Genomic DNA, 24831 nt, shown 5'->3' with positions numbered 1-24831 from the left:
ACGACTTATATTTAGCTATCGTGGCTATTAATATAATTCCTCATTACTCGTAGCTCTTGCAACTGCTGACTTTCCATTTGTTCTAATAATCTATCTAGACGCTGCTCAATATTATTAAAGACCTGCTGTAATAACTGATTGGCTTCCGCCTTTTTTTCATTATCCGCATTATCAGCACTTATATTAATATTCGCTAGATGATGATGACTGGCAAGCATTTCAGGCAGCCTAGTGTGCAACATCTTATTCAATACAAACTGTTGCTCGGTTGCGGCAGGCGTTTTATGCTGAGCTTGTAATGATTTTTGATACACTTGATAGCGGGTAACTTTTTCATCGATACGTTTTAATTGGCGCAGCTGTGGCTCTGACAAATTTTTCAGGTGTTTTTTATTTAAATTTAGTTGCTGCCAACTGAGTTTGGACAATGACAACGGTGCATCATAATCCTGATAAGTGAGTACACCTGGCGAAATACCGACCGCTTTATGCAGCGCATGCCAGCCTTTTTTACCCAAATAAAAGGTGGTGACGGTCGTTACAATGCCAATGCCTATTAAGATGCTCATATACCCTTACTCTTCATCGTTTAATCACACCACTTTGCCTTTACAGTTTAATATTCTCAGCACTCACATTCTTACCAGTTGCGCCAGTTGGATCTTCAATCGCTTTAATTTCTATATTAGCACTACTGACACTACTAACATTGCTATCGAGCTTTTGCATATCTGTCGTAGTAGCAGGATTATTAAAGCGTTTTTGTAGATAGCGGTTGGTCGCGAGCAGCTTTTGACCATCTTGATGATAAGAGGCATTCAATAAATCATCAAACTGAGTATTAATGGTACGCAATACATCTAATAGCGCTTCTTTTCCAGTCACATTAGAGTGCTTAATTTTGGTCGTGTCAGCGCGCGCGCCCTCCCCCACATCTAAGTCGTGCAAGCGGCGATAGTCAGTCACAGCAAGTGGCACATGTCTGTCCATTAGGTTTTGAATCATAATGTAGGTTTCATTGACCGTGTCTTTATCGTCTATCTTGCCATCATTATTGGTATCGCCATAAATGACTCGCAGCTTCTCCCCTTTTTCATTGATTTGGTCGAGTGCTGTTTTGACTTCAACAGGCAAGCTTTTTTCTGGGATGTAACCCAATTGCGGCATCGCTTTGTACTCAAGCATCTTAGGCGCAGTCATTTTTTTGATACCACGATACCCAAGATATAACCCAGCGACTGGTAACACTCCATATAAAATGAACATGACAAACATCGCAGTAACTTGAGTCATTAGAGTATCCTAATTGTTGAATAAAATGGCTTGGCTAAATAGCTTGGTAAATTTCTTATTATTCTAAATAAGATAGATAGTTATTATTAAACAAAAAAATAAGGCTCTATTAAAGCCCTATATTGTTATGCATTACGTCGCTTGTGTGAAAACCATGTTAGGGCGTGTCCCCAATTTAATCACAGCTCTGAATTATGTTAATTTTATAATGCCAATTAACAGCCATTATCTATTAGTAATTAACTTTTTGTCCGGCTTTTGACATAACGGTGCGTTGAAGCCAAACGATTCATCACCGTTTGATGCAGCTCGTCTAACAATTCATCAAGCTCATAATCAATCTCTAAAAACAAATCCGTCAGCATGTCACCTGCCGTCATTTTTCCTTGCACCATATTGTTTTTGGTACGGTGCGGGCTAAAACGCTGTAATTGCTCATAATGATGTAGCGCTTCTGGAATGCTCTCTGACACCAGCTTATCGATGACAAATTGGCGTTCATTATGTTGCTGTTGCTGCTGTTCGTTGAGCTCACTGCTCCACTCACGATAGCGTTTTAACTTACCATTGATACGGTCTAGTATCGCAACCGCCTCGATGGGCATGGCGTTTAGGGTGGCTTCATCGACCACATCAACAAGCTCAGTCATAATCGGGCAGCGTCCATGTTTGAGATACCATAAAGTATCGGGGTCAAAAGGTGGTCTATTGGTCGGGCGCATCTGAGCGCGATTGGACAGGTAGCGATCAGTCAAAGGTGTCGGCGTTCTGATATCACTCACTTGCGCCAAAGCATCACAAATACGTTCGCTGCGCTCAGGCGGCGTCAGTACAGAACGCTGACTGACAGCTTGATCGTTTTTATCATTGTTTGTACTATTATTATCAGTCACCTCTATATCTTGACTGATAGCCATCTCCTGAGCATTTTTGGCTGCTAGCGTTGGCAGGTCATCTTGAGCTTGCCCAAATGACTTTAGCATTCTTGTCAGACTTACCACCATGACCTACCTTGCCCCTCGTCCCGTGCACGCTTATTGCGCTCGTATTGCATAGATTTATCCAATAGCGTATCTTAACAGCTTTTTACCGCGCTGCCAGTAAGCAAAATGTCAACACCTCTCATCCGCCCCATGCTAAGCACACTATTATGAATGCGACCGACTACACCTCTGGATTCTTACTTGGGCTATCGCTCATCATCGCGATTGGCTCACAAAACGCCTTTGTACTCAAACAAGGACTCAAACGCGAGCACATATTTTTTGTCTGCTTATTTTGCGCGGTCAGTGATGCGCTATTAATCTCTGCTGGCGTTGGCGGTTTTGGCGCGGTCACGGCGCAATATCCGCAAGTGGTCAATATCGCAAAATTCGCTGGCGTCGTATTCTTGCTAGGCTATGGATTGCAGAGCTTATATGCCAGTGTGCGCGTCACACATGCACTCACCGTCGAGGGACAAGTCGTCACTAGCTTAAAAAAAGCCCTGTTATTATGTTTTGGCTTTACTTGGCTTAACCCACACGTCTACTTAGATACATTGGTACTCGTTGGTATGGTTTCAACGGGTGCTAGTAGTAAGCTGGCATTTGCAGTCGGTGCAGTCAGCGCCTCATTCTTTTTCTTTTTTGCGTTGGGTTATGGGGCGCGATTACTCAAACCATTATTTGCCAAACCAAAAGCGTGGAATATACTCGATGCTTTGGTAGGGATACTGATGTTGTATTTGGCGTGGCATTTGTACCAAAGTTAAAAACAACGATAAAGGCAAAAATAGGTGATAGACTAAACCATTAACACAGCCCCTACATATTAATATAAGAATAAAAAAAGCCAAACACCTTGTATAAATGCGTTTGGCTTTTTGAAATCTGACACTTTTACTATTTACGATACTTTTTTACGCTTTTTAGGCTTAACAAAGGTTAAGTTCAAAAAATGCTCAAGCGAGTCATCAAGGACGTCCAACCAAGGCTCTGGCAACTCAGGCGATAGCGTGCCTGTTAACGTAGAGCGATACGCCTTTTCTCTAAAGGTCATGATATTATCGGCTTTGTCTTTTTGCCACTCTTTTAAGATTTCACCCTGTTTTTCAACTGCAAATTCTGGATAATCGGTCGCATTGGTTAAATCACGAATATAAGCGGCTTGAAAGTCGATTGAATCGCTGACCGTCACGCACTTCGCGTAAGTTGCCAACCACTTTTTCTCATCTGCTTCACGGTGTACCAATTCAGGCAATTCGATATCGCCCATCATCACATCGCGTGCATACCATGCTTGAGCGTCAAACATATTAAAGGTGAAGTACTGATCCTGCATACCTAAATAAATGAGCTTTGGGTTTGGCTGCCAAAAAATCCCTTTGTGCAAGTTGGCTGGATATAAGCAGTTATGCGTTTGCAGACGTAACTCATCGGGCATAAAGGGGAAATGAAATAGATAACCGGTACACATAATAATGGCATCAAATTTTTGGCTGCTACCATCGGCAAAGTGCGCCACATCTTCTTCAAAATGGGTGACCAAAGGCACTTCTTTGATACCCTTTGGCCAATCATAGCCAAGCGCTTGCGTGCGATAGCTGATAGTGACTGATTTGGTACCATACTTATAACACTGCGTGCCAATGTCTTCGGCTGAATAACTACTGCCGATGAGTAAAATATCTTCGTCTTTGAATTCTAAGGCGTCACGAAAATCATGCGCGTGCAGAATGCGACCGGGGAAAGCTTCTAACCCTTCAAAGTAAGGCATGTTGGGCGTGGAAAAATGACCCGTCGCCACGACGACATAATCAAACTCTTCCACTTCTTGCTCATTGGTTTTATGATTCATCACCGTCACGGTGAATTTTTGCGTCTCATCATCAAATGATACCCAACGTACTGGGCATTCAAAGCGGATGTATTTTTGGATATCTTGTTTATCGATACGCCCCATAATGTAGTCTTTTAGGACTTCACGCGGTGGGTATGAGGGGATCGCTTCACCAAAATGCTCGTCAAACGAATAATCAGCAAATTCTAAGCACTCTTTGGGACCATTGGACCACAAATAACGGTACATACTACCGTGAACAGGCTCACCATTTCTGTCTAATCCTGTGCGCCAGCTATAGTTCCACATGCCACCAATAGCGTTTTGCTTTTCATAACACACTATCTCAGGTAAGTTTTTTGCACCAGCCAATCGAGCCGCTTCGAAAGCGCGTAATTGTGCTAAACCACTTGGACCTGCACCTAAAATAGCAATTCTTTTATTACTCAAGACTAACTCCTATGATAATAGTTGTCTGTCCACTGTAACATATTTTTATGAATGGTGTTTTTTCGAATACTTTTGGTGATTAATTAGCCATAGCTTAAGACATGACTATTCTCCAAAAATGGCTTCTAACCGAATCTTTGGTTTTTAAATTTGATATGAGTTGGCACATGCTTTTCATTAGGGCGTATTAAACATGCATAAATCAGCACTGTCAGTGCTAGGGTTGAATACTCAACACACCCATTGAGGAATAAGTCAAAAAACTGACGGACAAACATAAGGTAGCAGCGTCATTACACTAAATCAGGAAATAAAGTGCGTAAGCCATTAACGATAATTTCGATAGAAACTGCCGCCAATAACATCCCCATAATTCGGCTCATGATGTTCAATCCAGTATCACCCAGCAAGCGACTGATACGACCTGCCGCCATCAATGCTAGATAACAAAACAGACTGATAAATAAACCAGCAATCAATATGGCAGATACTTGCAAAATACCAGAGACTTGTGAAGAATAAATAATCACCGTCGAGATACCACCTGGTCCAATCATCATTGGAATAGCGATAGGCACAACTGCTGCAGCCATGGTGGGCGGCGCGTCTTGCACATGGTCAACATCGAAGTTTTCTTGATCAGGCTTCACGGGATTACCGTCGCCATTCATCATATTAAGAGCAATCAAAAACACCAAGATGCCACCTGCCAGCTGAAACGAGCCGATAGAAATACCAAGTGCTTTTAGTAATGTCTCGCCTGCTACCGTAAAGAAACTAATAGTGATAAAAATCGTCAAACAAGCAACACGCGCCACTTTACGTCGATTATTCATCGAATAACCACGGGTCAAATCCAAAAATAACGTCAAAGCGCTAAAGGGATTAATCAGTACCATAAAGGCTAAGATTATCTTGATGATTTCAGTATTCACTGAGCGCTCGCTTGTCTATTAGTCAAATCGGGCAAAAAGATAAGGTCATCGTGCGAGTGCAACGATGACCCAATAGATGGTTAACAATAACTTTGTAGCTTATATTGTATCATAGGCAGATAAGCTAATTAAATCATTAACTTTGCTTACCTTTCTGGCAGCAGACTATCGACGAAAATAGAGGCTAAACATTGACATATCAGCCACTATTTGGCGGGTAAAAAACCTCATAAAGCCTAATCGCTAAAATAGGTATGTGAAGACAGGCAGGTAAAGACAGCCATGTTGAAAATCATGCGCTAAAATCAAGACCGATATCTAATGCCGTGGTACTGTGCGTCAAATAACCCATGGCAATAAAATCAACACCCGTTTTTGCTGCTGCTTGCACCGTTTCAGGAGTAATACCACCTGAAGCTTCTGTTCTAGCGCGACCTTTACACATCGTTACTGCCTGCGCTAGTATTTCAGGGGACATATTATCTAATAGCACCAAGCTCACGCCAGCGTCTAGTGCCTGCACTAGCTGCTCTAAAGTATCGACTTCTACTTCGATAGGAATTAAATGCCCAGCGAAATCTTGGGCTTGTTTAATCGCAGTCTTTATATCACCAGCGATGGCAATATGATTGTCTTTGATTAAAATAGCATCGTCCAGTCCCAAACGATGGTTGCGCCCGCCGCCGCAGCGTACCGCATACTTTTGTACAATGCGCAAGCCTGGAATGGTCTTACGTGTACAAGTAATTTGCGCAGGATAGTTTGCCACACTATCTACAATTTTTCTGGTATCTGTCGCAATGCCACTCAAGTGGGTCATAAAATTGAGCGCGGTACGTTCTGCTGTCAGTAAATGGCGCGCATTACCACGCACACTAGCCAAGACTGTACCCGCGTCAACCCATTCACCATCAGCAACTTGAGCCACAAACTCAATCTGAGAATCAACCATCGCAAACGATAAACGTGCCAAATCCATACCACATATCACGCCTGCTTGCCGCGCTTTAATCTCTAGCTTTGCTTGCATATCGGCTGGAATGGTGGCTTGTGATGTGACATCCCCGCGTCTGCCCAAATCCTCAGTTAGCGCAGCTTCAACTAAAGGTTTAAGCAATACGTCATCCAATGCTGGTTCTTTTTTAACTGTCATTTTTAACCCTTAAATAAACGTGGCGTTCATATATGCTTATGCAATTAAACTCAAAATGAGCATAAATATAGCGTAAAGTTAACAGCCTCGCAAGGAACCGTCATCATTTTGTGCAGCCGACAGGGTTTTATAATCATCAAAATAAAGATAGCAAGGTAGTCTATTGACGCCTATTTACGCTTAGGCAACTTACTATCCATCAATAAGCTTTGTAGTTCAATATCATGACGAAAGCGATAAAGCTTGGCAGGACGACCACGTTGGGCGCTACTACTCTGTCCTGTTTCCATCACAAGTTTTTGTGAATCTAGCAGACGACGGAAATTTTGCTTGTGCAAGCGCACTCCTGAGAGCGCTTCTACGCTTTGTTGTAATTGTGACAAGGTAAATACATCTGGCATCAAGCCAAAAATAAGCGGTCGGTATTCAATTTTGGCACGCAGCCGTGAAATAGCCGTTGCAATCACTCGGCGATGATCATAATACATCGGCACACCAATGAGCTGTGACCAGCTTTCAGGTAGCTTATTCTGATGGCTCGATTGATGAGCGCTTTGATGATTCATTGAATAGCTAGGTGGATAGTTCGGTGCTTCCGGTATCAGTCCCGCTTCATACAGCATCTCATAGCGCAGTAGCACATGCTCAGCGACCCACTCTCTATTTTCATAATGCTCATAGGCTGTGTATTCATTATCCGCATTTTCACTTGTGGTCATATTACCCACTAAGAGCGCTTCACTTACACCCCAACATAAACCAATACGCTGACGGCGGCGCTGCTGAATGCCTGAATCTTTAGTGCTATCTGCCCAGCTCAATAATGCTGGCACAATATTGTTCATAATGATGCTAGGTATGCCATCCAAATGATTTTCCCAAGGAAAGTAATCATACCAATCGCGCCACGATGCTTGGCTTTGTAGCTGCTGCGTTTGTGTCTCTTGTACCAGTCCCAAATAGCTCACGTAGACCAATGCGTGACCATCAACGTTGCGCCTATTGGTATCGACAAAGGTATATAGCTGCTCCAAATAACCAAGTGGTTGCTGTGTTTGCTCCTCAACCCATTGGCGCACGCCAGCTTGCAGTGAGCGATGCAACGGCATCAATGGACCATTGGGTAACAGCTTTCCTTGATCAACGGTTAAGACCCTAGCGGTATGCTCAGTAATGGCGACTAGCACGGCCACGACTTCTGTGGTGCCACTACCTTGCTGATGCGCGTGTGAATAAGACAACGTCATGACTTTAGTGATTACCTTTTATTTTAATTATTAAATAAAGCTCAACTGCTAAGCCGTTGACCATTTGCTCAGTATAGCTTGAATCAACGATTATCATAGTTCGTGGTTGTAATTATATAAAATGAGTCTTTATAAATCATAAATGTATAAAAAATACTTGTATTTATGCTCAAAATGAGCATAATCAAAACATCTGACTAGCCAGCGATATTAATTGACTTATTTTTAGCGGCATATTGCTTGTCGTTACTGCCTAAAAGGTTTGCATCTATGAAAACTTATCCTTACGACGCGCCCATCATGAGTAATGACAATCGCATTGCAATACAAATGAATATTGAATATGCCAAAGCTAAAATGCCAGCAGACTTGCCGCGTACTGAACGTCTCATGGTCGAGGAAAACATCAAACGGCTATTAAAAGCGCATGATGCGGTATTGGTCGCCCATTATTATGTCGACCCCTTTATTCAGGATTTGGCATTAGCAACGGGTGGTTGTGTGGGTGATTCGCTGGAGATGGCACGCTTTGGGCAAGCGCATAGCGCCCAGACCTTAGTGGTCGCTGGTGTCCGCTTCATGGGTGAGTCGGCGAAAATCTTAAGTATGGAAAAAACAGTACTGATGCCAGACCTAGAAGCCGAGTGTTCGCTTGATTTGGGCTGCCCTGCTGACGAGTTCTCCGCATTTTGTGATGCTCACCCTGAGCGTACAGTTGTCGTTTATGCCAATACTAGCGCCGCCGTCAAAGCCCGTGCCGATTGGGTGGTGACGTCATCGGTTGGCATCGACATCATTCGCCATTTGCATGCGAATGGTGAAAAAATTATTTGGGGGCCTGATCGCCATTTAGGTAAATATATTGCTGCTGAGACTGGCGCAGATATGCTGCTTTGGCAAGGCTCGTGCCTCGTACATAATGAGTTCAAATCGACCGAGCTAATGCAATTAAAAGAGAATCATCCAAACGCCAAAGTATTGGTGCATCCTGAATCCCCTGATAGCGTGGTGGCGCTCGCCGATGTGGTCGGCTCGACCAGTAAGCTGTTGCAATCGACTTATGAGATGGATGCCGATACCTTTATCGTCGCCACCGATTTGGGTATTTTGCACGAAATGCAAAAACGCTCACCATATAAGCGCTTCTTAGCTGCACCTACTGCAGGTGAAAGCGCCAGTTGTAAGAGTTGCGCGTTTTGCCCATGGATGGCGATGAATGGTCTACAAGGTATCGAGCAATGCCTGATCAATAATAGCGGTGAAGTATTAATGACACCTGAGCTGGCAGTCGCGGCTAGAAAACCCTTGCAACGCATGCTTGATTTTGCCGAAACGCAGAAGCAACGTGTGGCAACGAGCGGCGATATTGTCAAAGACCGTGAGTTATTTGCCAATGTCGGGGCTGCCTAATATGAGCGCGGCATTGACAGCGGAATCATTAGGTCTCGATAGCCCTGCTGCTATAGTACAAACGGACGTGCTTATCATTGGCGCGGGATTAGCAGGCTTAAGCACGGCTCTAGCATTACCAAAATCGCTGAATATTACTGTATTGAGCAAAGCCGCCTTAGAGATTTGCTCCAGTCATTATGCCCAAGGTGGCATCGCGGCAAGCTTGGATAAAGAGGACTCTGTCGCTGACCATATTGCCGATACCCTAATCGCTGGCGCAGGGTTATGCGAAGCTAATAATACCAGTCGCATTTTAAGTGCCGGGCAACAGGCCGTTCAATGGCTATGTGAGCAAGGTGTGCCTTTTACCCAAATACCGCAAGAAGATAATGCAGAACCTGTCACCAAACTACAGACTGAACTACAAACTGCCGACTTACATTTAACCAAAGAAGGCGGGCATGGTTGCAGGCGGGTCGCACATGCGGATGATGCGACTGGTCGACACATTATGGAAGCCTTGACTATAAAGGCGCAAAACGCTGCTAATATCACTATTTTGCCTTATCATGAAGCGCTGAGCCTTTTAACAAATAGTGCCAATCCAAATAAGCAATGCCAAGGGGCGCAAGTTTTTGATCATAATAATCAACGACAACTGACTTTTTATAGTCACGCAGTCGTACTGGCTAGTGGCGGTTTAGGACAACTGTTCAAGCGAGCCAGTGCACCAAATGTCTGTGTTGGCGATGGTGTGATGATGGCATGGCAAGCAGGCTGTCGCTTAGCAAACTTGGAGTTCATTCAATTTCATCCAACAGGTTTAGCGTTAGATGACAGCAGCTTTTTGATATCGGAAGCACTACGCGGTGAAGGTGGGCGGCTGACCTGTCCGCAAACTGGCAAGCGCTTTATGTTAAAAATTGATGAGCGGGCAGAATTGGCACCACGCGATATCGTCGCTCGCGCCATCGCTGAGCAGATCAGTAATAACGGGCTTGGCTACGTACATTTAGATGTCAGTCATTTGCCAGAACAGTTTTTACGGGAGCATTTCCCACAGATTTATCAAACATTATTCAACCTCGGCATTGATATGACTAGGGAACCTATCCCCGTTGCCCCGACTGCGCATTATAGTTGCGGTGGCGTGGTTACTGACGCCAATGGTTTGAGCGATGTGATAGGTTTATATGCTGCAGGCGAAGTTGCCTATACAGGTTTGCATGGTGCGAATCGCTTAGCAAGTAATTCACTTTTAGAATGCGTAGTCGTTGGGCGCAATATCGCTGCTGACTTACCGCGATATTTAAAAGCATTAGACAATCTAGATACCGTTGACGTTTATGATAATTTACATTTATCAGCAACTGCCATTTGGACAGCACCAACGCTCAAAGATATTCAAACTATTAAGCTTCCTTCTTCTCCTACCATTCTATTTAATTTATCTCATTGTGATGACACTGATATCGTTACCCGCGATTATGCGGGCAAAATAGTCACAGAATTAAAAGTTTTAATGACCTCTTATATGGGTATCACTCGAAATGCCGAATCATTAGAGCAAATATTAATACAGATACAGCAATGGCAACAGTGGCTTGAAAAAACTAGGTTAAATCAGTCCAGTATGAGTACTTTAGATGGCACTATCACTGCTAATGAGCTGGCACTATTTCAATTAGCACGACAATTACAATTAGCCACGTTGGTTATTCAGTCAGCTTATCAGCGTTATGAGAGTCGCGGTGGTCACTATCGTCAAGACTATCCACATTTGGCATCCACACCTCGAACCAGTGTGATTGCGCCATTATCGAAGTTGAGAGAAGCTGACAAAACAGGCAGCAAAGAGGGTGGCATTGATTGGCTGCTTCAGCCTATAATCGATGACACAGAGGCTAGAGTGGTAAATACAGTTGCTAACATCTAACAGCAATTGGAGGCCGCCACTTTAGCCATGAAAAACGGTAACTTGCCGTTCTTTATTGACCTTGAATTGCTAAAAATATGGCTACTGATTTGCAGTTTGTGATCGGACTTATGATGGTCGTCAGTGTGACTTGGGGCATGCTTGCCCTACCTCGCTTACGTCAGCGCTTACCGAAAATCTATTTAATCGCGCGCTCATGGTGGCTCATGTTAGCGGCGCTTTGCGCGTGTTACGTTATCGCTAAGGTAACGAATAATAGCCAACCCATGCAGCCTCCTACCTACCCTTATCAGTGGCTGCTCATCGCTTTTTTCGTTTTAATTGGTTTGCGTGGCTGCTATGAGATTAAACGTTTGTGGTGCTTACATAGCAAGTCGGTGCTGATTAAAAAGCTGCAAGCACGTGGTTTACAGCCCATGACCATACCTTTTAGCCAAAATCCTGCGCATTCCTCTCAAACTTATACGCGTCTAAATCTGTTAGACCTAGTCTTTAGCTCTGCTTTTCTCACACTGATTGTCAGTCTTATTGCTTTAAAACAATTAATCTGGCAGCGCGAGCAGTATGGCGTTTTATTTTTTGTGTTATTCGCCAGTCAATTTAATGATATTGCCCAGTATTTATGCGGACGATTGCTTGGTCACAAGCTGTTTACGCGTGGTCTTGCCCCAATTATTAGCCCGAATAAAAGTATCGAAGGCGCTCTTTTCGGCAGTATGCTAGCGGCGATATTGGCAACACTATTAGGCATTTGGCTCACGCCTTTTAACTGGTGGATTTGCTTATTAGCCGCTTACGGCTTAGCGGTCAGTGGTATCGCTGGAGATTTATTAGAATCCGCCTTTAAACGTCAGCATGGGGTGAAAGACACGGGTACGATGCTCGCCGGACATGGCGGCGTATTGGACAGAGTAGATAGCTTGCTCATTGGCGTGCCGCTATTTACCTTGTTTTATTGGCTGCTTGGGTAAGCTGTTATCAAGTCGTTTTATCCAACTTACTGCGTAATATCCAATTAAGCACAGGCTTAGGCAAATGATTGAGCGCCCGAGTAATATAGCGCATGGAGCGTGGAAATATGGCCAGCTCAATATTTTTATCAATGGCTTGCATAACATTCTCAACCGCCGTTTGCGTACTGATGATGGATGGCTTATGACTGGCATCGCCGTTATTCAAATCGCGTAATGCTTGGGTATCGATGTAGCCTGAGGCGATGCAATTGACTTGAATAGGATAAGGCATCAGCGCCGCTCGATAAGCGCTAGCAGTCGCAATCATCGCGCGTTTGCTTTTGGCATAAAGGCTAGCATAAGGGTACTCCATAGTACCAGCGATAGACGCGATACAAATCAGGCTCAGCCTACTTTTTCCCTCGAAATCTATTGACCGACTTTCACGCTTTAACTGCTCACTTGCCCATCTAAAAACCTGCTCAAACGCTTGCAGATTAATTGCTAGCATTTTATCGCTGTCAGCTTGATTGAGATGATGGACACGCTCATTGGTATAACTGCCTGCACTATAAATCACTCTTTGAAAACTGCTATCTGACAAGTTATCTACCAACGTTTGTGTTTGCGCTCTATCGGTTAAATCACAGCAGTGAGTAACAATGTCAGGATGCTGACTATTGATATGGGCTATCTTCTCTACGCTATGACCAACCACGCTCACTTGCCAGCCAAGCGCCTGATGATGCAGCGCCAACGCCAAGCCAAGTCCACTCGTACCACCAAAGACGATAATATGCGATGGCTTATGAGTTGAAGTCGACTGTGTGATGTTTTTCATTTTAGAGTTCATAGACCATGCTGCTGTATATAGTCAGCCGTACGCTGATACCCATACTGCCATTGCACCTGCATCTGCTGTACAAAGCCATCATAGTCACTGTGAATGAGTTCAACCGTCATTTGATTTATATTAAAACGCTTTTGTACATGCTGTCCTACCAACTGCTGACCATTATCTGCAAAGGGTAACCAATGCAATTGATGGCTATTTCTTTCTGACTTCATAAGTGATGACGTTTCCATTGGCTGATAACCATGCACCTGTGCCAAACGCTCATTTGGGTCAAAACCAAAAACGCGTTGAATGGCTGGTGCGGCAAGCCATGAATCATAACCTGCCTTGGTCTCTGCAAATACCGTCTGTCCTAGCTGACATGCTAGCTCAACGGGCGTGAGATTAATCACTCCGCCCAAGCACCAGCCAAGCGTTTCAATATGCGTTGGCGGTAGATAATACATATCTGCCATAGAAGCACGAACCGCTGGATTGAATTCCCACTGCTTTACGATATTTACTGACTGATGAATACGCCTATCGGCAAACGTATGCGCAGGTGCGTTAAGTATTTCATCAAAATGCTCTGATACTGCCAAACACGGTGGCGCAAATAACAATTCTTGCAGCTTAAACTCATCGTAAACAGAACTATCAGTAGTAAGCGTTTGATCGGCTGTTTGATAAAGTCGGCTAGCAATAATGGCTATTTCTGGCGCGGTAGGATTATACAGATTATTGTGATTAGGAGAAAAATGAGACAATTCATCGAGCCATTGCCCCTCGTTATCTATCCGAAACATCGCTAACTGCTGCAACTCAGCCAATAGTCGTTTGTAGCTGTCTGATTGCTGCTGTTTTTGTCTTTTACCTCTTTGCTTTGATAACCGCCAACGTGCAAGCGCCTGAGTCATATAACGTATTTTCAATCGTTTGTTGGCTTCGTCTGGCGCAACATGTCTGATTGCCGTAATGACACGATACAACTCACGACTGCACATGAGCGCCTGCAAATCCTTAGGATCAGGCGCTAAATTAACCAAATAAGCCGACAGACTGCCACCGCAAGTGCCGACGATGACATCTGGCTTCAAATCATGAGCAACCAATGCCGCATAGCTGCCCAAATAATAGGCGAAACGTGAACCGCCCCCTGAAAAAAGTTGCACACGCTCATAGGGCTTGGCATGCGTATTATTCATGATTGGTTGAGGTGATTTTAATTGCCAATGACACGGTAAAGATACCAAAACGATCGATACGCATAGCGACTTTCTTAAAGCCAGCATTCTCAACCAATTGATCCATTTCCGTTTGCGAGCGACAGCGCATCACCCAACTGCTACCGCGATGATTGTTTAAGGTTTTACTGATAAACTCCTGCTCAGGATGCCACGGCTGATTGGTATAAAGTAAATAACCATCAGATTTTAAACTGTCATAAATGCCTGCCAATGCTGTCGCTGGTAGTGTATTGTCAGAAAATAATTCAAACACGCCAGAAGCAATGGCGATATCAAATTTTTTATCATCAAGGCTTTTATCATTGTCACTTGCCTTCTGTAAATGAGAATAACTGGCAGGGTCAAATGCATCTTTTTGACAAGTGATGAGTCGATTAGCAATCTCTAACTGCTCTGCTTTGGCGTGCAATGCTTGGATATTATGCATCTCGTAATCACGTAGCTCAGCGTGCAACTTGGTAAACTCTGTCAGTAAATCAAAGGCGTAAAAGCCATGTCCACTAGCGATATCGAGTAGTTTTGGTTGGTATGGTTTAATAATGCTCTGGTTTTTGTCTTCAATATCTGCCAGAGCCTCCCGTGCGAGTTCTAATATATGCTCGCGGCGAATACGAATCCCCTGCCAGCCTATATTACTAAGATAAAATTTATCGACCGCCTGCCCAAATTTATTTTGACCACTAGGCTGATTATAATAAACGTGATCGAGCGAATGCCCCGAATCAAAGCCATGCTCCAGTCCTGTAGCAATCGCGTCGCTGACATGACCAAATTTTTGCATGGCAAATCGAGTAATGGCAAAGCTCGGATTAAAAGGCTTAATCGCTAAACGGTCAACCTTATCTTTACTGGCACTATTCATATGCGCCAAGCTCAAATCAGGCGCTTCAATGTCCTTACTGAATACCTGCTCAGCGAACTCGATACAATCTGCAAAGACGTCTGCCTTATTGGTCTCATGGAAGATTGCATGATAGCTATCTGGATATAACTGCCAGCGTTTATTGGTCGTATTAATCGCCTCATAAAAATCGCGCTCTGCCTGTTTATCGACCACGTAATCCTTACCCGCACATAATACAAACGTCGGTACATTAATAGCGCTAGCATCATCGAGCAAGCGTTGACCCGTTGCATGAGTATCGATGAGCAAGTCGGTCGAGATGCTATTAGATATCAGCGGGTCGGCATTATAAGCTTGCTGTGCGTCTTTATCATGAGTCAATACTTGCGCTTTGACGTAACTGCTCACGCGTGACATCAGTCCAAGCGCGCGAGCCACCTTTAACGATGGTATGGCAAATGGCATGTACAAGCGGATACTCAACGCTGGTGTACCCAATATCATTCCGCGAATGTTGGGTGCGTAATCATGTACCCATGCTGCGGCGAGTACTGCACCGATACTACTGGCGACGATTAAGGTATCCTCGATAGCAATGCCCGTTTGCCCGATAACCAATTGCACAAAACCATCTAAATCACGCTCAAGCTCGGTGACGCTTTCTGCATGATCCTTGATACCACCCGAGCGCCCATTACCGCGCGCATCCCAAGCAAATACTTGATAGCCCGCCATGGCAAACTGCTCCCCAAGTTCTGCTAAGCTTCCCGAATGCTCGTGACCACGATGTAACAGAATGACTTGACGCAGAGGCTGACTGGCTTGTTTGATACCCTCTAAAGGTGTCGTTAACCAATAGCGATAATATATTGCCGTGCCATCGTAAGCGTTATAGCAACTTTCACCGCTTATCAATTTGGAAGACGATAAATTGAGCGTATCACTAACCTGCTCCACTTTTTCATGACTATTGAGAGGGGTGGTCGGCATTATCTTAGGCTCCAAAAAGGAAGTTTTAATAGCAGAATTTGATAAAGGGGCATTTAATGAAGAAAAATTTGATAGAGGATAGCTTAATAAAGAATAATTTGATGAAACAGCATCGAAAAATAGCGTATTGGATTGACCAACATACATTTGGTAACCAAGCGGAAAAATAGATTTGTACGATGGCTCTGGTATTAACTCAAGAGTTTCTGAGTAATTTGAACGAAGCGCGGGTGGTTTACGTATCAAGTATAAATCTGCCATATAACGCAGGCGATTCAAGCAGGTTTTTAATAGTAGTGCCTCTGTCAGTATCAATAGTGGACGCGCTTTGATATGCGATAGCATGATCGGCATTTTAGTCGCCATGAAAGCGCCAAGCAAACCTAGTAAAAAAGCACGATCGCTTTTGCCTAAAGGCCCTTGGTTTGCTCTAATGTCTAACATCGTATTACTAGTGATACCTAGTAACTCAGTGCTGATACTAAGCGCAATCAGACCGATAATATGACGCTGATGGATTGATATACGGTTTGGTAAATTGACTGTCGACGCTTGTAAATTACCATTAGCAACATGCGGAGCTAAACTTGCGATAAGCGCCGTATCAGCCACGATATCACCCACTTCATTAAGCACTGCCCCAAGCCTTGAGGCTTGCCCATGCTCACGCGCCATCATGCCATCGATAGCATTGAGCGCCATACGCACAAACAGTGATGAAGGTAACAGCAACCATAATGCCTGCTGCTCAGTTGCGGGTTTGGCAATCATATAGGCCGTACCAAGGCTCAATAATACGGCTGACACCGTCACTTGATTTGCTGTCACCTTTTGCTCGACCAACACATCACTTATTGGGCGCAGCTGATCTTGAAACTGAGACTTGAGCTGATATAGCGACATGAGGCAAGCCAAATATAGTAAGTCTATTAATGTAGCAACAAAAGTTGGTCAGGTAAATACTTAAGCGTTGTTAGCAGTCAAATTATCATGAATGAAATCCTGACTTACAGCTTAGTGATTCACGATTTTATCTTAACACTGAATATTTGGTCGTTAAACAGTCGGCTTTTACAAGGAATCTTAGCCGCTCATGTCAGCATTGATCGTTTCATGTGATACAATTTCCAGCTTCTTAAAAACGCCTTTGAAAATGCCGCGAGCCAATCACCATGCAAAGCCTAGTTACCCTTGTTCTGGTATTAATGCCAATGTTTATTGGCTTTGCCATTCCTTCTCATCCAACCATGACAAAGCTTGCAGATAAAGGCTTATCTTATCTGGTATTTATCATCTTAGCGCTGATTGGTATCGAGCTGTCACAAGTTGAAGGACTTGGCAGTCAGATAGGCGAAATTGCGCTGTATGTGACCATACTATCGATTTTGACAATTGCCAGTGGTTTGTTTGCCCTGATGTTATTTGACCGACTGCGCCCATGGCATGCCAAAAAACCCAGCGTAAAATCTAAAGAACATCGCGTGAGCATCCGTGGTAGCCTCGCTCAAGTCGTTTGTGTGGTCATTGGTATGGTGATTGGTTATTTCTTACCAGACAATTATATACCGCCTGAAAATACCATGACGGTGATGCTGATGATATTAATTTTGTTGGTCGGCATTGGCTTAAAAGGCTCAGGTATTACGCTAAAAGAAGTGCTGCTGAATAAGCGCGGCGTTGAGATGAGTGTCATTTTTACACTAGCTGTCTTGGTTGGTGGCTTAATATTTGCGCTGATGTTCAGTGAGGTATCGTGGACCAAAGGCTTGGCACTGGCGTCAGGATTTGGTTGGTATTCGTTATCAGCGATTGTGATGACTGATGCTTATGGCGCGGTTTGGGGCAGTGTCGCGCTATTTAATGACTTAGTGCGTGAGTTTTTTGCATTGATATTTATTCCCGTGTTTATGCGTAAATATCCATCAGCAGCAGTTGGGCTTGGCGGCGCGACCAGTTTGGATTTTACCCTGCCAATTATTCAGCAATCTGGCGGTCTAAAAGTAGTGCCATTGGCAATTAGCTTTGGCTTTATTATTAATATTGTCTCGCCTGTGCTGATGGTGGTGTTTTCGGCGTTGGGGTAAGGTTAAATTTTGATGATTGGTAGTCATTAACCATCATCTGCAACGTTATTCAAATAACTCACAGTGCTTGGCATATTCACCATATTTTTGCATATCAGAATCATATTCAAGATTCATCAAATCATGAACTTCACTACTCGCCATTAAAGTTGCGCGGCGTTGTTTTGCCTCAATACTTTTAAGATTGAGCTTTTCAAAACTTGGATCTATAAACGCTGTATCTGTAACTATAATCTTATTTGAGCACTCATAAGTACGGATACGCTCAGCATCGATATTATATTACAACACTAAATTATTCTTAATAATTAGCGCGCGATTGCGTGATAAAGAATCGAAACCAAAAGTCGCTAAAGCATCTTTATCTATTTCACTTGTCGCTGCATGACCGAAAATAAAAACATTGGCTTTTGGGCGATCATTAAGACTTTCTGCTATTTTCACAAATACTGCATCATAGATATCAAATAGCTGACTGCTCATTTGCGAGAAAACCCCATTGAACTCCATTTCAAGTGCCTTGCCTCCCTCAATTATTATTTCACAGCCTTTAGCATCAATTACTACATTGGGTCGCGTTTCAGGGCATTCGTCTATAGCATCAAGCACACCATCGCCATCTGGATCAATCGCTGCTTGCATCGTCCTGATGTTTTCATGTTGAGGTAACTCTTTAGACGGCGCAGTTGAAGTGGTTTGGCAGCCAGCTAACGCTATAGATGTTGCTAGCAGCAATAAAGTGCTACAGTTATTCATTCGCATGGTTACCCTCTCTGAATACCTTCAAAAACAATTCTTTGTTTATGTTGAGATGACAGCTATTTATCATTAAAATTCAACGCAGATTCCGTCTTTTAAATTGATAGGATAGTCACTGTCAGGCTCAGTTAATAAACCATAAACCCGACGATTAAAAGCTCTGCCCTCCTCAGTCTCATTAGGTGCAATGGGCGCTCTAGCNNTCACAATTTAAAGTCATCAATCGACTAGATTCTATACTATGCTTTAATAAAAGGTAGTTTTTGATTATCAGTGCTCTGTTTTTAGGTAATGAGCTTAACTCTTTATTAATTTCATCCTCTGAAATGTGCGCTTCAATTTTAAAAATAGCGGTATCATACTCTTTCATTCTTGCGGCTACTTTATCCAGTTCAGCCTGATATTTAGAGGTTAGTTCACTGCTACCTTTAGCAAAAAAGGCACGATACTCCATTTGTAAGCCAGTTCCAATAGTGGTAAGAGGACAACCATACGGATCAACCTTGACCCCTTCAGGAGTGTTCGGACAATTATCTATGATGTCAGGGACACCATCATTGTCTGTATCTGCATGTGGCTCTATCATGACTTTAGGTGTGTTGTCTGCCTTTTTATCTATTGTATTATTTTTAGGTGTAGATTGGCAGGAGGCTAAAATAAAACTAGCTATTACGACAGCTATCGCCATCCATGACTGAGTCTTCATACGCCATCCTTAGTTTAGTTAATAACTTCATTCAAACCTCTAAACCCCACTCGCCTGTTTAGCAAACAAACGCATCAATGGCTTGATTTTGCCAACGCGATACATACCTTCATTACGAATTTGTTGAATAGGACGCATCTGTGCAAGTGACCCTGCAAATAGCCAGTTAAGCGCCGAGAAGCTGTGCATCATTAGACTGTTATGCGGACGGCGCAAACGCTCGTAGCTACGCAACGTTTGATTGCTGCCCCAACTGGTTCCACCACTACGTTCAAAATCATGTGCCAATTGCTCGCTTAAGGCCTGTACATCGAGCATGCCTAAATTCAACCCTTGACCCGCCAGTGGATGGACGCCATGCGCTGCATCACCGATCAAGACTAAATTGTCCGCGACGTAGCTTTTTGCTTGTTGCGCGGTCAGTGGAAAGCTAGCGATTGACTCAATCTGAGTGATAGCACCTAGCTCATAGTTACTGGCAGCCGCCAATTTATCAGCAATGACGCGCGCGTCCTCCTCTATCAACGCCAATGCTTGATTGCGTGGCAATGTCCACACGATCGACTGCCAATGTTGTGGGTTGGCTTTATCTGCATCAGTAATATCAGCGAGCGGCAATAGTGCCAGCGTACCTGTGGTCAGCATCGCTTGGCGCGCAGTCGCTTTATGCGGTTTTTCGGTGTGAATCGCACAGCAAATAGCCGTTTGATTATAATCGAGTGTATCTAGCCCAATCGCCGCTTGTTGGCGTACAAATGAGCCACGACCATCGGCACCAACCAGCAGCATCGCATCGATAGCAGTACGATTGTCTAACGTCACACGGTAGCCTTGCTCTGCACCTAACCAATCCATGTTTGTAACTTTTTGCCCCGCGATAATGGTTAAATAGTCACTGACATCATCCTCAGATAAACGCTGCCATAACGCATGTTCAATGACGGCAGGCTCAACCATGCTGCCGAGCATTTGCGGTAGCGTATTGTTAGGATAATTATCAGCACTGTCGCCAAATAATAGCTCGCCCATGCCGTTTAGCTGCCACACCTGCATTTGTGAGTAGTCCGCTTTACGCTCAGAGGCAGCAATTTTTTGCCACGCGCCGACATCGTTGAGCAAGTTAATACTTGCCAAGCTCAAGGCATAAACGCGCGCATCCCGCTTGCCAAGCACCTGTTGCCATTCTGAGTCATCACGTGCAGGGCGAGCATCAATTAACGTCACTGGCATTTTTGCTTGCGCCAACTTTAAAGCAAGCGTTGCCCCAACAATACCGCTACCTATAATCAGCGTATGATTATTCTTCATAAGTTATTCCTACAGTTAAGTACAATCGTATAGAACATTGGTCTAGACCGTTAATATACCGTGATATGGCAAACTAGGACTTTAACCCCATAGCATAGTTAGCGACTAGTGGCTTAATATTTGGCAATTTATCAAAGGCAACCAAGGCCACATTTCGCGCCAACTTAATAGCTGAGTTAGGATGGGTAAAACCATGTACCACGGCATCACAGAAGCGAATGACGCGTTTTTGATCGCTTAGACGTGCTTTCTCATAGCGTTTTAACAGTTGCGTATCGCCGATGTCTTCGCCTTTTAGCACTTGCGCGCTCATCATTTGTGCCAGCACATGGGCATCGCGCATACAGAGGTTAAAACCTTGTCCTGCAACAGGGTGCAAGGTATGAGCAGCATTACCCATGATGACACAGCGACCCTCGACTTGCTTGTCTGCCAGCACGCGTGTCAGTGGATAAGCGCCGCGGCGACCAGCAGCGACAAACGTGCCCGCACGCTCACCAAAGGCTTGCTGCAATGTCGCTAAGAAATGCGTATCGTCTGCTAAGTATTTATTTTCTTCCCCCTTTGGACATACCCAAACTACCGAGCGTCTATAGCCTGTCTGATAGTCGTCATTTCCATCGCCGTCTGGATCGGTCAATGGCAACACCGCCAGTGGCCCTGCTGGACTAAAACGCTCAATCGCCACATGTGCGTGTGGCTTGTCTGTTTCTACCACGCCGACGATAGCGGTTTGCTGATAATCATAAGTCGTCGTGCCAATATTTAATAATTGGCGTACCGTCGAATCGCGACCATCACAAGCGACCAACACGCTGGCCTGCAATTGCTGCTCATGTTCCTCTTCACCATAATAGTTAAAACTGAGCGTCACCCCATCCGCTTGTTGGGTCACGGCGCTGACACTGGCATTATCGATCAAAGTGATTAATGGCTCTTGCTGCGCGGCTAATAAAAGCTTACGTCCGAGCCACGCATTTTCCATCACTTGTCCAAAGGATTCTACTTTCTCTTCGGCTTTATTGAGCTGCGCGCGCCCAAAGCTGCCTTGCTCACTAATCTGCACCGCATCGATACGACAAGCATGGCTTTGCAACTCATCCCATAACCCAATCTCTTGATAAATCTGTACCGTACGACGTGACAGTGCTGTATTGCGGCTGTCTAAATAATGGCTGCGATTGCTGTCATCATTTGGACTGATGGTTGGGTAGCTATTTTTTTCTAATAACGTGCTAGCAATACCATGATGCGCTAGTAACAGTGCAAAGGACAATCCCACATGACCACCACCAGCGATGAGGACTTGCTGCTCAGTAGCTGCCTTTTTATGTTCAAACTTTTTTTTAGCATTCGATAAATTCACATCAGTATTTTGCATTATTATTCCTAATTTTCATGTCTATTTTACGCTGTTGGGCGCACGCACTATAAGCGATGAATAATCGCTAGAATTATCTTAATTTTATAGGGAATATTGAACATTCATACATCAGCATAGCCTTAGTCGAATACGTAATACGCCCTAACCTTCATCAGCCTTCATCATTTTATTCATATTTTAAACTCAGCGATAAAGCACTATGATATCCCCCATAGATTACCACAAATCACTCATCACTCTGTCGCCTTAACAGTAGCCAAAACTTATAACTGAAACGCTTGATTTCGTCACGCTCTAAACGTTATTTGCAATACTGTAACCCGCTCAAAAGTAGACATAAAAATATCAATGTCGAAAAGCGGTTGCAATCGTCGTACAAAAACAGTGTCATCTGTTCGACGTATGGCTTGAAATTTAAAATCTATCGACCATAATAAAGGCAAGACCGTTACTTATCATCACTCCTAAAACGAATAATAATTCTACCGTCATTTCTATCTCTATAACGTAAAGCCAAGACCATAACGACCGACCATTTTATCTCTTAAACCCGCAATGCCATCAAAACCAAATCATAGCGTTGGGTACATAATAAAAGGATAATCGCTTGACTGATTCCATGAGCCGCCGTATAAAGTTTGAATCATTGACACCAGCACAGCTCAAAACCGTGCTTGGTGAATACAACAACCACATGAAATATATCCAACAACGCCTCGATATCAAAATCATGCAGCGTCAAGGTGACTTCTGTTTGAGTGGCGACATATCGAATGTCGAGCGCGGTGAACGTATTATTTATAAACTGGTAGATGAGGCACAGAATACCAAGGACATTAGTGCAGCGGAGCTACATCTTATTATCCAATCGAGCATTTCTCGTGATGAAGATATGGAAGCGGAGGAGCAAGAAGCCAAGGATAATGCAGACGCTGAGGCGGACTTAGAATCAGCTCACGAGTTTACGCCAGTTAGCTTACGCACGCGTAAAGGTCGTATCATTCCTCGCGGTGGCAATCAGCAGACCTACGTCCAAAACGTACTGAACTCTGATGTCTCATTCGGTATTGGCCCTGCTGGTACGGGTAAGACCTATTTAGCCGTGGCTTGCGCCGTGGATATGCTTGAGCGTAACGAAATCGAGCGTATTTTACTGGTGCGTCCTGCCGTAGAAGCGGGCGAAAAACTGGGCTTTCTGCCAGGTGACTTGACGCAAAAAATCGATCCCTACTTGCGTCCATTATATGATGCGCTATATGAGATGATCGGCGTTGAAAAAGTGGGCAAGCTGATTGAAAAACAAGTCATCGAAATCGCACCCCTTGCCTATATGCGCGGTCGTACGTTAAACAACTCGTTTGTCATCTTAGATGAAGCGCAAAACACTACGCCTGAACAGATGAAAATGTTTTTGACCCGTTTGGGTTTCGGTTCACGAGCAGTAATTACAGGTGATATTACACAGGTCGATTTGCCACGTGGTCATAAGTCAGGCTTAGCGCAAGCAATGGAAATCTTAAGTGGTATTGAAGAAATTCATATCACCAAGTTTGATTCAAAAGATGTGGTACGTCATCAATTGGTACAGAAAATTGTAGAAGCCTACGATGTTTATGATGAAGAACAAGTAGCGTTAGAAGAAAAGCGTAAGTTTGAGCGCAGAAAAGAGCAAGAGCGTAAACAAGTTATCGCTAATGCTGCAGCCAAGCTATAAACGGTCTAGCCTGCTACTTAATGTTATAAAAATGCAAAGCCGGATTACTGTCAGTAATCCGGCTTTTTACGACGAGAGCTTTTTAGGTTTACTCATAAGTTATATCAGATGATAAAGCACACCATCTTACAATAAAGTAAAAGGATAATGGCATGAGCCAAGAGAAGGGTAACAACAGCTTTGACAACCATGATACAAATGAGCGTGCTGGCGATGATGCCAGTTTAGCAGCACTTGATATCAGTGCCACCAGTAGTATTGATGATGACATACTAGACACTTTTTATGATCGTAAGCACTTACAGTCTGTGATGATGGCAGCGTTGGATTATATCGATGGGCGCATTAAAGAAGGTCTAACGCTACCCTATTTTGTAGATATCGACCCTGAGCTATGGCAAGAGAAATCTAAAGTATTAGACATATACATTACCGATGAAATCGAGGGTCAGGCATTAAATCTGGAAGCACGCGGTAAGGATTATGCGACCAATATTTTATCTTATCCAAGTGATCTGCCAGCCGCAATTATTGAGCTGATGCCAACGCTACCTCTCGGTGAGCTGGTCATCTGTCATGGCGTCATAGTACGTGAAGCCGCAGAACAAGAAAAGACAACCGCACAGCACATTAGCCATTTACTGATACATGGTGTGCTGCACTTATTGGGTTTTGATCATGAGCTTGGACAAGCCGAGCAAGATGAGATGGAACGGTTTGAAATTGAGATTTTAGCAGGTCTCAGCCTTCCAAACCCTTATGCTTAGTTCGAATTTTTAGC

21 protein-coding genes are annotated in these 24831 nt (G+C 43.9%); 7 read left to right on the top strand and 14 right to left on the bottom strand.

All coding sequences use genetic code 11. The features are described 5' to 3' along the window. Positions 1 to 11 precede the first annotated feature (11 nt). From B2575_RS00550 to B2575_RS00540, 3 genes are all read right to left on the bottom strand, one after another. Positions 12 to 569 (bottom strand): hypothetical protein, encoded by a 558-nt coding sequence (locus tag B2575_RS00550; RefSeq protein ID WP_296239700.1) that lies wholly within the window; start codon positions 567 to 569, stop codon positions 12 to 14. A gap of 40 nt (positions 570 to 609) precedes the next feature. Then, complete coding sequence (locus tag B2575_RS00545) at positions 610 to 1293, bottom strand: hypothetical protein (protein ID WP_296239698.1); 684 nt, start codon at positions 1291 to 1293, stop codon at positions 610 to 612. Positions 1294 to 1532: 239 nt separating this feature from the next. Beyond that, entirely contained in the window at positions 1533 to 2276 is a 744-nt protein-coding gene (locus tag B2575_RS00540; RefSeq protein ID WP_201559947.1) for a hypothetical protein, read from the bottom strand. Between the two features lie 167 nt (positions 2277 to 2443). On the opposite strand from B2575_RS00540, the gene B2575_RS00535 reads away from it, so the two are divergent. Further along, positions 2444 to 3046 (top strand): LysE/ArgO family amino acid transporter, encoded by a 603-nt coding sequence (locus tag B2575_RS00535; protein ID WP_201559948.1) that lies wholly within the window; start codon positions 2444 to 2446, stop codon positions 3044 to 3046. Positions 3047 to 3180: 134 nt separating this feature from the next. Here B2575_RS00535 and B2575_RS00530 read toward each other — a convergent pair whose 3' ends face one another. From B2575_RS00530 to B2575_RS00515, 4 genes are all read right to left on the bottom strand, one after another. After that, positions 3181 to 4563, bottom strand: coding sequence for an NAD(P)-binding domain-containing protein (locus B2575_RS00530; protein ID WP_296239695.1), 1383 nt, complete (start codon positions 4561 to 4563; stop codon positions 3181 to 3183). 293 nt (positions 4564 to 4856) lie between these two features. Further along, positions 4857 to 5498 (bottom strand): MarC family protein, encoded by a 642-nt coding sequence (locus tag B2575_RS00525; RefSeq protein WP_083475671.1) that lies wholly within the window; start codon positions 5496 to 5498, stop codon positions 4857 to 4859. Positions 5499 to 5790: 292 nt separating this feature from the next. Beyond that, a complete protein-coding gene (nadC, locus tag B2575_RS00520) occupies positions 5791 to 6651 on the bottom strand; it encodes a carboxylating nicotinate-nucleotide diphosphorylase (RefSeq protein ID WP_201559950.1) in 861 nt (286 codons plus the stop codon). Between the two features lie 170 nt (positions 6652 to 6821). Further along, positions 6822 to 7898, bottom strand: coding sequence for an NUDIX hydrolase (locus B2575_RS00515; RefSeq protein ID WP_227675935.1), 1077 nt, complete (start codon positions 7896 to 7898; stop codon positions 6822 to 6824). Positions 7899 to 8168: 270 nt separating this feature from the next. On the opposite strand from B2575_RS00515, the gene nadA reads away from it, so the two are divergent. From nadA to B2575_RS00500, 3 genes are all read left to right on the top strand, one after another. After that, the gene (nadA, locus tag B2575_RS00510) at positions 8169 to 9308 is read left to right on the top strand and encodes a quinolinate synthase NadA (RefSeq protein ID WP_201553522.1); all 1140 of its coding nucleotides are present in this window, start codon (positions 8169 to 8171) and stop codon (positions 9306 to 9308) included. 1 nt (position 9309) lies between these two features. Continuing rightward, positions 9310 to 11226: an L-aspartate oxidase gene (nadB, locus tag B2575_RS00505; protein WP_201559980.1), complete on the top strand. Its 1917-nt coding sequence runs from the start codon at positions 9310 to 9312 to the stop codon at positions 11224 to 11226. 77 nt (positions 11227 to 11303) lie between these two features. Then, positions 11304 to 12197, top strand: coding sequence for a phosphatidate cytidylyltransferase (locus tag B2575_RS00500; RefSeq protein ID WP_201559951.1), 894 nt, complete (start codon positions 11304 to 11306; stop codon positions 12195 to 12197). 7 nt (positions 12198 to 12204) lie between these two features. On the opposite strand, the gene B2575_RS00495 is transcribed toward B2575_RS00500, so the two are convergent. The 3 genes from B2575_RS00495 to B2575_RS00485 are packed head-to-tail and all read right to left on the bottom strand — an operon-like array spanning position 12205 to position 16998. Further along, positions 12205 to 13020, bottom strand: coding sequence for an SDR family NAD(P)-dependent oxidoreductase (locus B2575_RS00495; RefSeq protein WP_201559952.1), 816 nt, complete (start codon positions 13018 to 13020; stop codon positions 12205 to 12207). 8 nt (positions 13021 to 13028) lie between these two features. Continuing rightward, entirely contained in the window at positions 13029 to 14219 is a 1191-nt protein-coding gene (locus B2575_RS00490; RefSeq protein ID WP_201559953.1) for a patatin-like phospholipase family protein, read from the bottom strand. Continuing rightward, positions 14212 to 16998, bottom strand: a complete 2787-nt coding sequence (locus B2575_RS00485) for an alpha/beta fold hydrolase (protein ID WP_296239685.1) — start codon at positions 16996 to 16998, stop codon at positions 14212 to 14214. The genes B2575_RS00490 and B2575_RS00485 overlap by 8 nt, the downstream gene beginning before the upstream one ends. Positions 16999 to 17267: 269 nt before the next feature. Here B2575_RS00485 and B2575_RS00480 point away from each other — a divergent pair, with 269 nt between their 5' ends. Next, positions 17268 to 18179: a lysine exporter LysO family protein gene (locus tag B2575_RS00480; RefSeq protein ID WP_201559955.1), complete on the top strand. Its 912-nt coding sequence runs from the start codon at positions 17268 to 17270 to the stop codon at positions 18177 to 18179. Between the two features lie 282 nt (positions 18180 to 18461). Here B2575_RS00480 and B2575_RS00475 read toward each other — a convergent pair whose 3' ends face one another. From B2575_RS00475 to B2575_RS00460, 4 genes are all read right to left on the bottom strand, one after another. Beyond that, the gene (locus B2575_RS00475; protein ID WP_296239683.1) at positions 18462 to 18941 is read right to left on the bottom strand and encodes a hypothetical protein; all 480 of its coding nucleotides are present in this window, start codon (positions 18939 to 18941) and stop codon (positions 18462 to 18464) included. A 193-nt stretch (positions 18942 to 19134) separates the two neighbouring features. After that, on the bottom strand, positions 19135 to 19524 hold the full coding sequence (locus B2575_RS00470; protein WP_422662636.1) for an OmpA family protein: 390 nt from the start codon (positions 19522 to 19524) through the stop codon (positions 19135 to 19137). Between the two features lie 159 nt (positions 19525 to 19683). Then, on the bottom strand, positions 19684 to 20952 hold the full coding sequence (locus B2575_RS00465) for an FAD-dependent monooxygenase (protein ID WP_296239679.1): 1269 nt from the start codon (positions 20950 to 20952) through the stop codon (positions 19684 to 19686). Between the two features lie 73 nt (positions 20953 to 21025). Further along, a complete protein-coding gene (locus B2575_RS00460; protein WP_296239677.1) occupies positions 21026 to 22333 on the bottom strand; it encodes an FAD-dependent monooxygenase in 1308 nt (435 codons plus the stop codon). Between the two features lie 622 nt (positions 22334 to 22955). Between B2575_RS00460 and B2575_RS00455 the strand changes: the two genes are divergently transcribed. Then, positions 22956 to 24050: a PhoH family protein gene (locus B2575_RS00455; protein ID WP_296239893.1), complete on the top strand. Its 1095-nt coding sequence runs from the start codon at positions 22956 to 22958 to the stop codon at positions 24048 to 24050. A gap of 152 nt (positions 24051 to 24202) precedes the next feature. Further along, positions 24203 to 24817 carry an rRNA maturation RNase YbeY gene (gene ybeY, locus B2575_RS00450; protein WP_198330116.1) on the top strand — a complete coding sequence of 205 codons (615 nt, stop codon included), beginning with the start codon at positions 24203 to 24205 and terminating at the stop codon, positions 24815 to 24817. The last annotated feature ends 14 nt before the right edge of the window (positions 24818 to 24831 follow it).

The organism is Psychrobacter sp. UBA6739 (assembly GCF_002453835.1).
In the GTDB taxonomy this organism is placed as follows: Bacteria; Pseudomonadota; Gammaproteobacteria; order Pseudomonadales; family Moraxellaceae; genus Psychrobacter; species Psychrobacter immobilis_A.
The sequence above is the reverse complement of the archived record's forward strand: the minus strand, read 5'-3'. Positions and strand labels throughout refer to the sequence as shown.

Coding starts and splice junctions, on each gene's coding strand:
- B2575_RS00550 (WP_296239700.1), bottom strand. CDS start 569: ATGAGCATCTTAATAGGCATTGGCATTGTAACGACCGTCACCACCTTT.
- B2575_RS00545 (WP_296239698.1), bottom strand. CDS start 1,293: ATGACTCAAGTTACTGCGATGTTTGTCATGTTCATTTTATATGGAGTG.
- B2575_RS00540 (WP_201559947.1), bottom strand. CDS start 2,276: ATGCTAAAGTCATTTGGGCAAGCTCAAGATGACCTGCCAACGCTAGCA.
- B2575_RS00535 (WP_201559948.1), top strand. CDS start 2,444: ATGAATGCGACCGACTACACCTCTGGATTCTTACTTGGGCTATCGCTC.
- nadC (WP_201559950.1), bottom strand. CDS start 6,651: ATGACAGTTAAAAAAGAACCAGCATTGGATGACGTATTGCTTAAACCT.
- B2575_RS00515 (WP_227675935.1), bottom strand. CDS start 7,898: ATGACGTTGTCTTATTCACACGCGCATCAGCAAGGTAGTGGCACCACA.
- nadA (WP_201553522.1), top strand. CDS start 8,169: ATGAAAACTTATCCTTACGACGCGCCCATCATGAGTAATGACAATCGC.
- nadB (WP_201559980.1), top strand. CDS start 9,310: ATGAGCGCGGCATTGACAGCGGAATCATTAGGTCTCGATAGCCCTGCT.
- B2575_RS00500 (WP_201559951.1), top strand. CDS start 11,304: ATGGCTACTGATTTGCAGTTTGTGATCGGACTTATGATGGTCGTCAGT.
- B2575_RS00495 (WP_201559952.1), bottom strand. CDS start 13,020: ATGAAAAACATCACACAGTCGACTTCAACTCATAAGCCATCGCATATT.
- B2575_RS00490 (WP_201559953.1), bottom strand. CDS start 14,219: ATGAATAATACGCATGCCAAGCCCTATGAGCGTGTGCAACTTTTTTCA.
- B2575_RS00485 (WP_296239685.1), bottom strand. CDS start 16,998: ATGTCGCTATATCAGCTCAAGTCTCAGTTTCAAGATCAGCTGCGCCCA.
- B2575_RS00480 (WP_201559955.1), top strand. CDS start 17,268: ATGCAAAGCCTAGTTACCCTTGTTCTGGTATTAATGCCAATGTTTATT.
- B2575_RS00475 (WP_296239683.1), bottom strand. CDS start 18,941: ATGCGAATGAATAACTGTAGCACTTTATTGCTGCTAGCAACATCTATA.
- B2575_RS00465 (WP_296239679.1), bottom strand. CDS start 20,952: ATGAAGAATAATCATACGCTGATTATAGGTAGCGGTATTGTTGGGGCA.
- B2575_RS00460 (WP_296239677.1), bottom strand. CDS start 22,333: ATGCAAAATACTGATGTGAATTTATCGAATGCTAAAAAAAAGTTTGAA.
- B2575_RS00455 (WP_296239893.1), top strand. CDS start 22,956: ATGAGCCGCCGTATAAAGTTTGAATCATTGACACCAGCACAGCTCAAA.
- ybeY (WP_198330116.1), top strand. CDS start 24,203: ATGAGCCAAGAGAAGGGTAACAACAGCTTTGACAACCATGATACAAAT.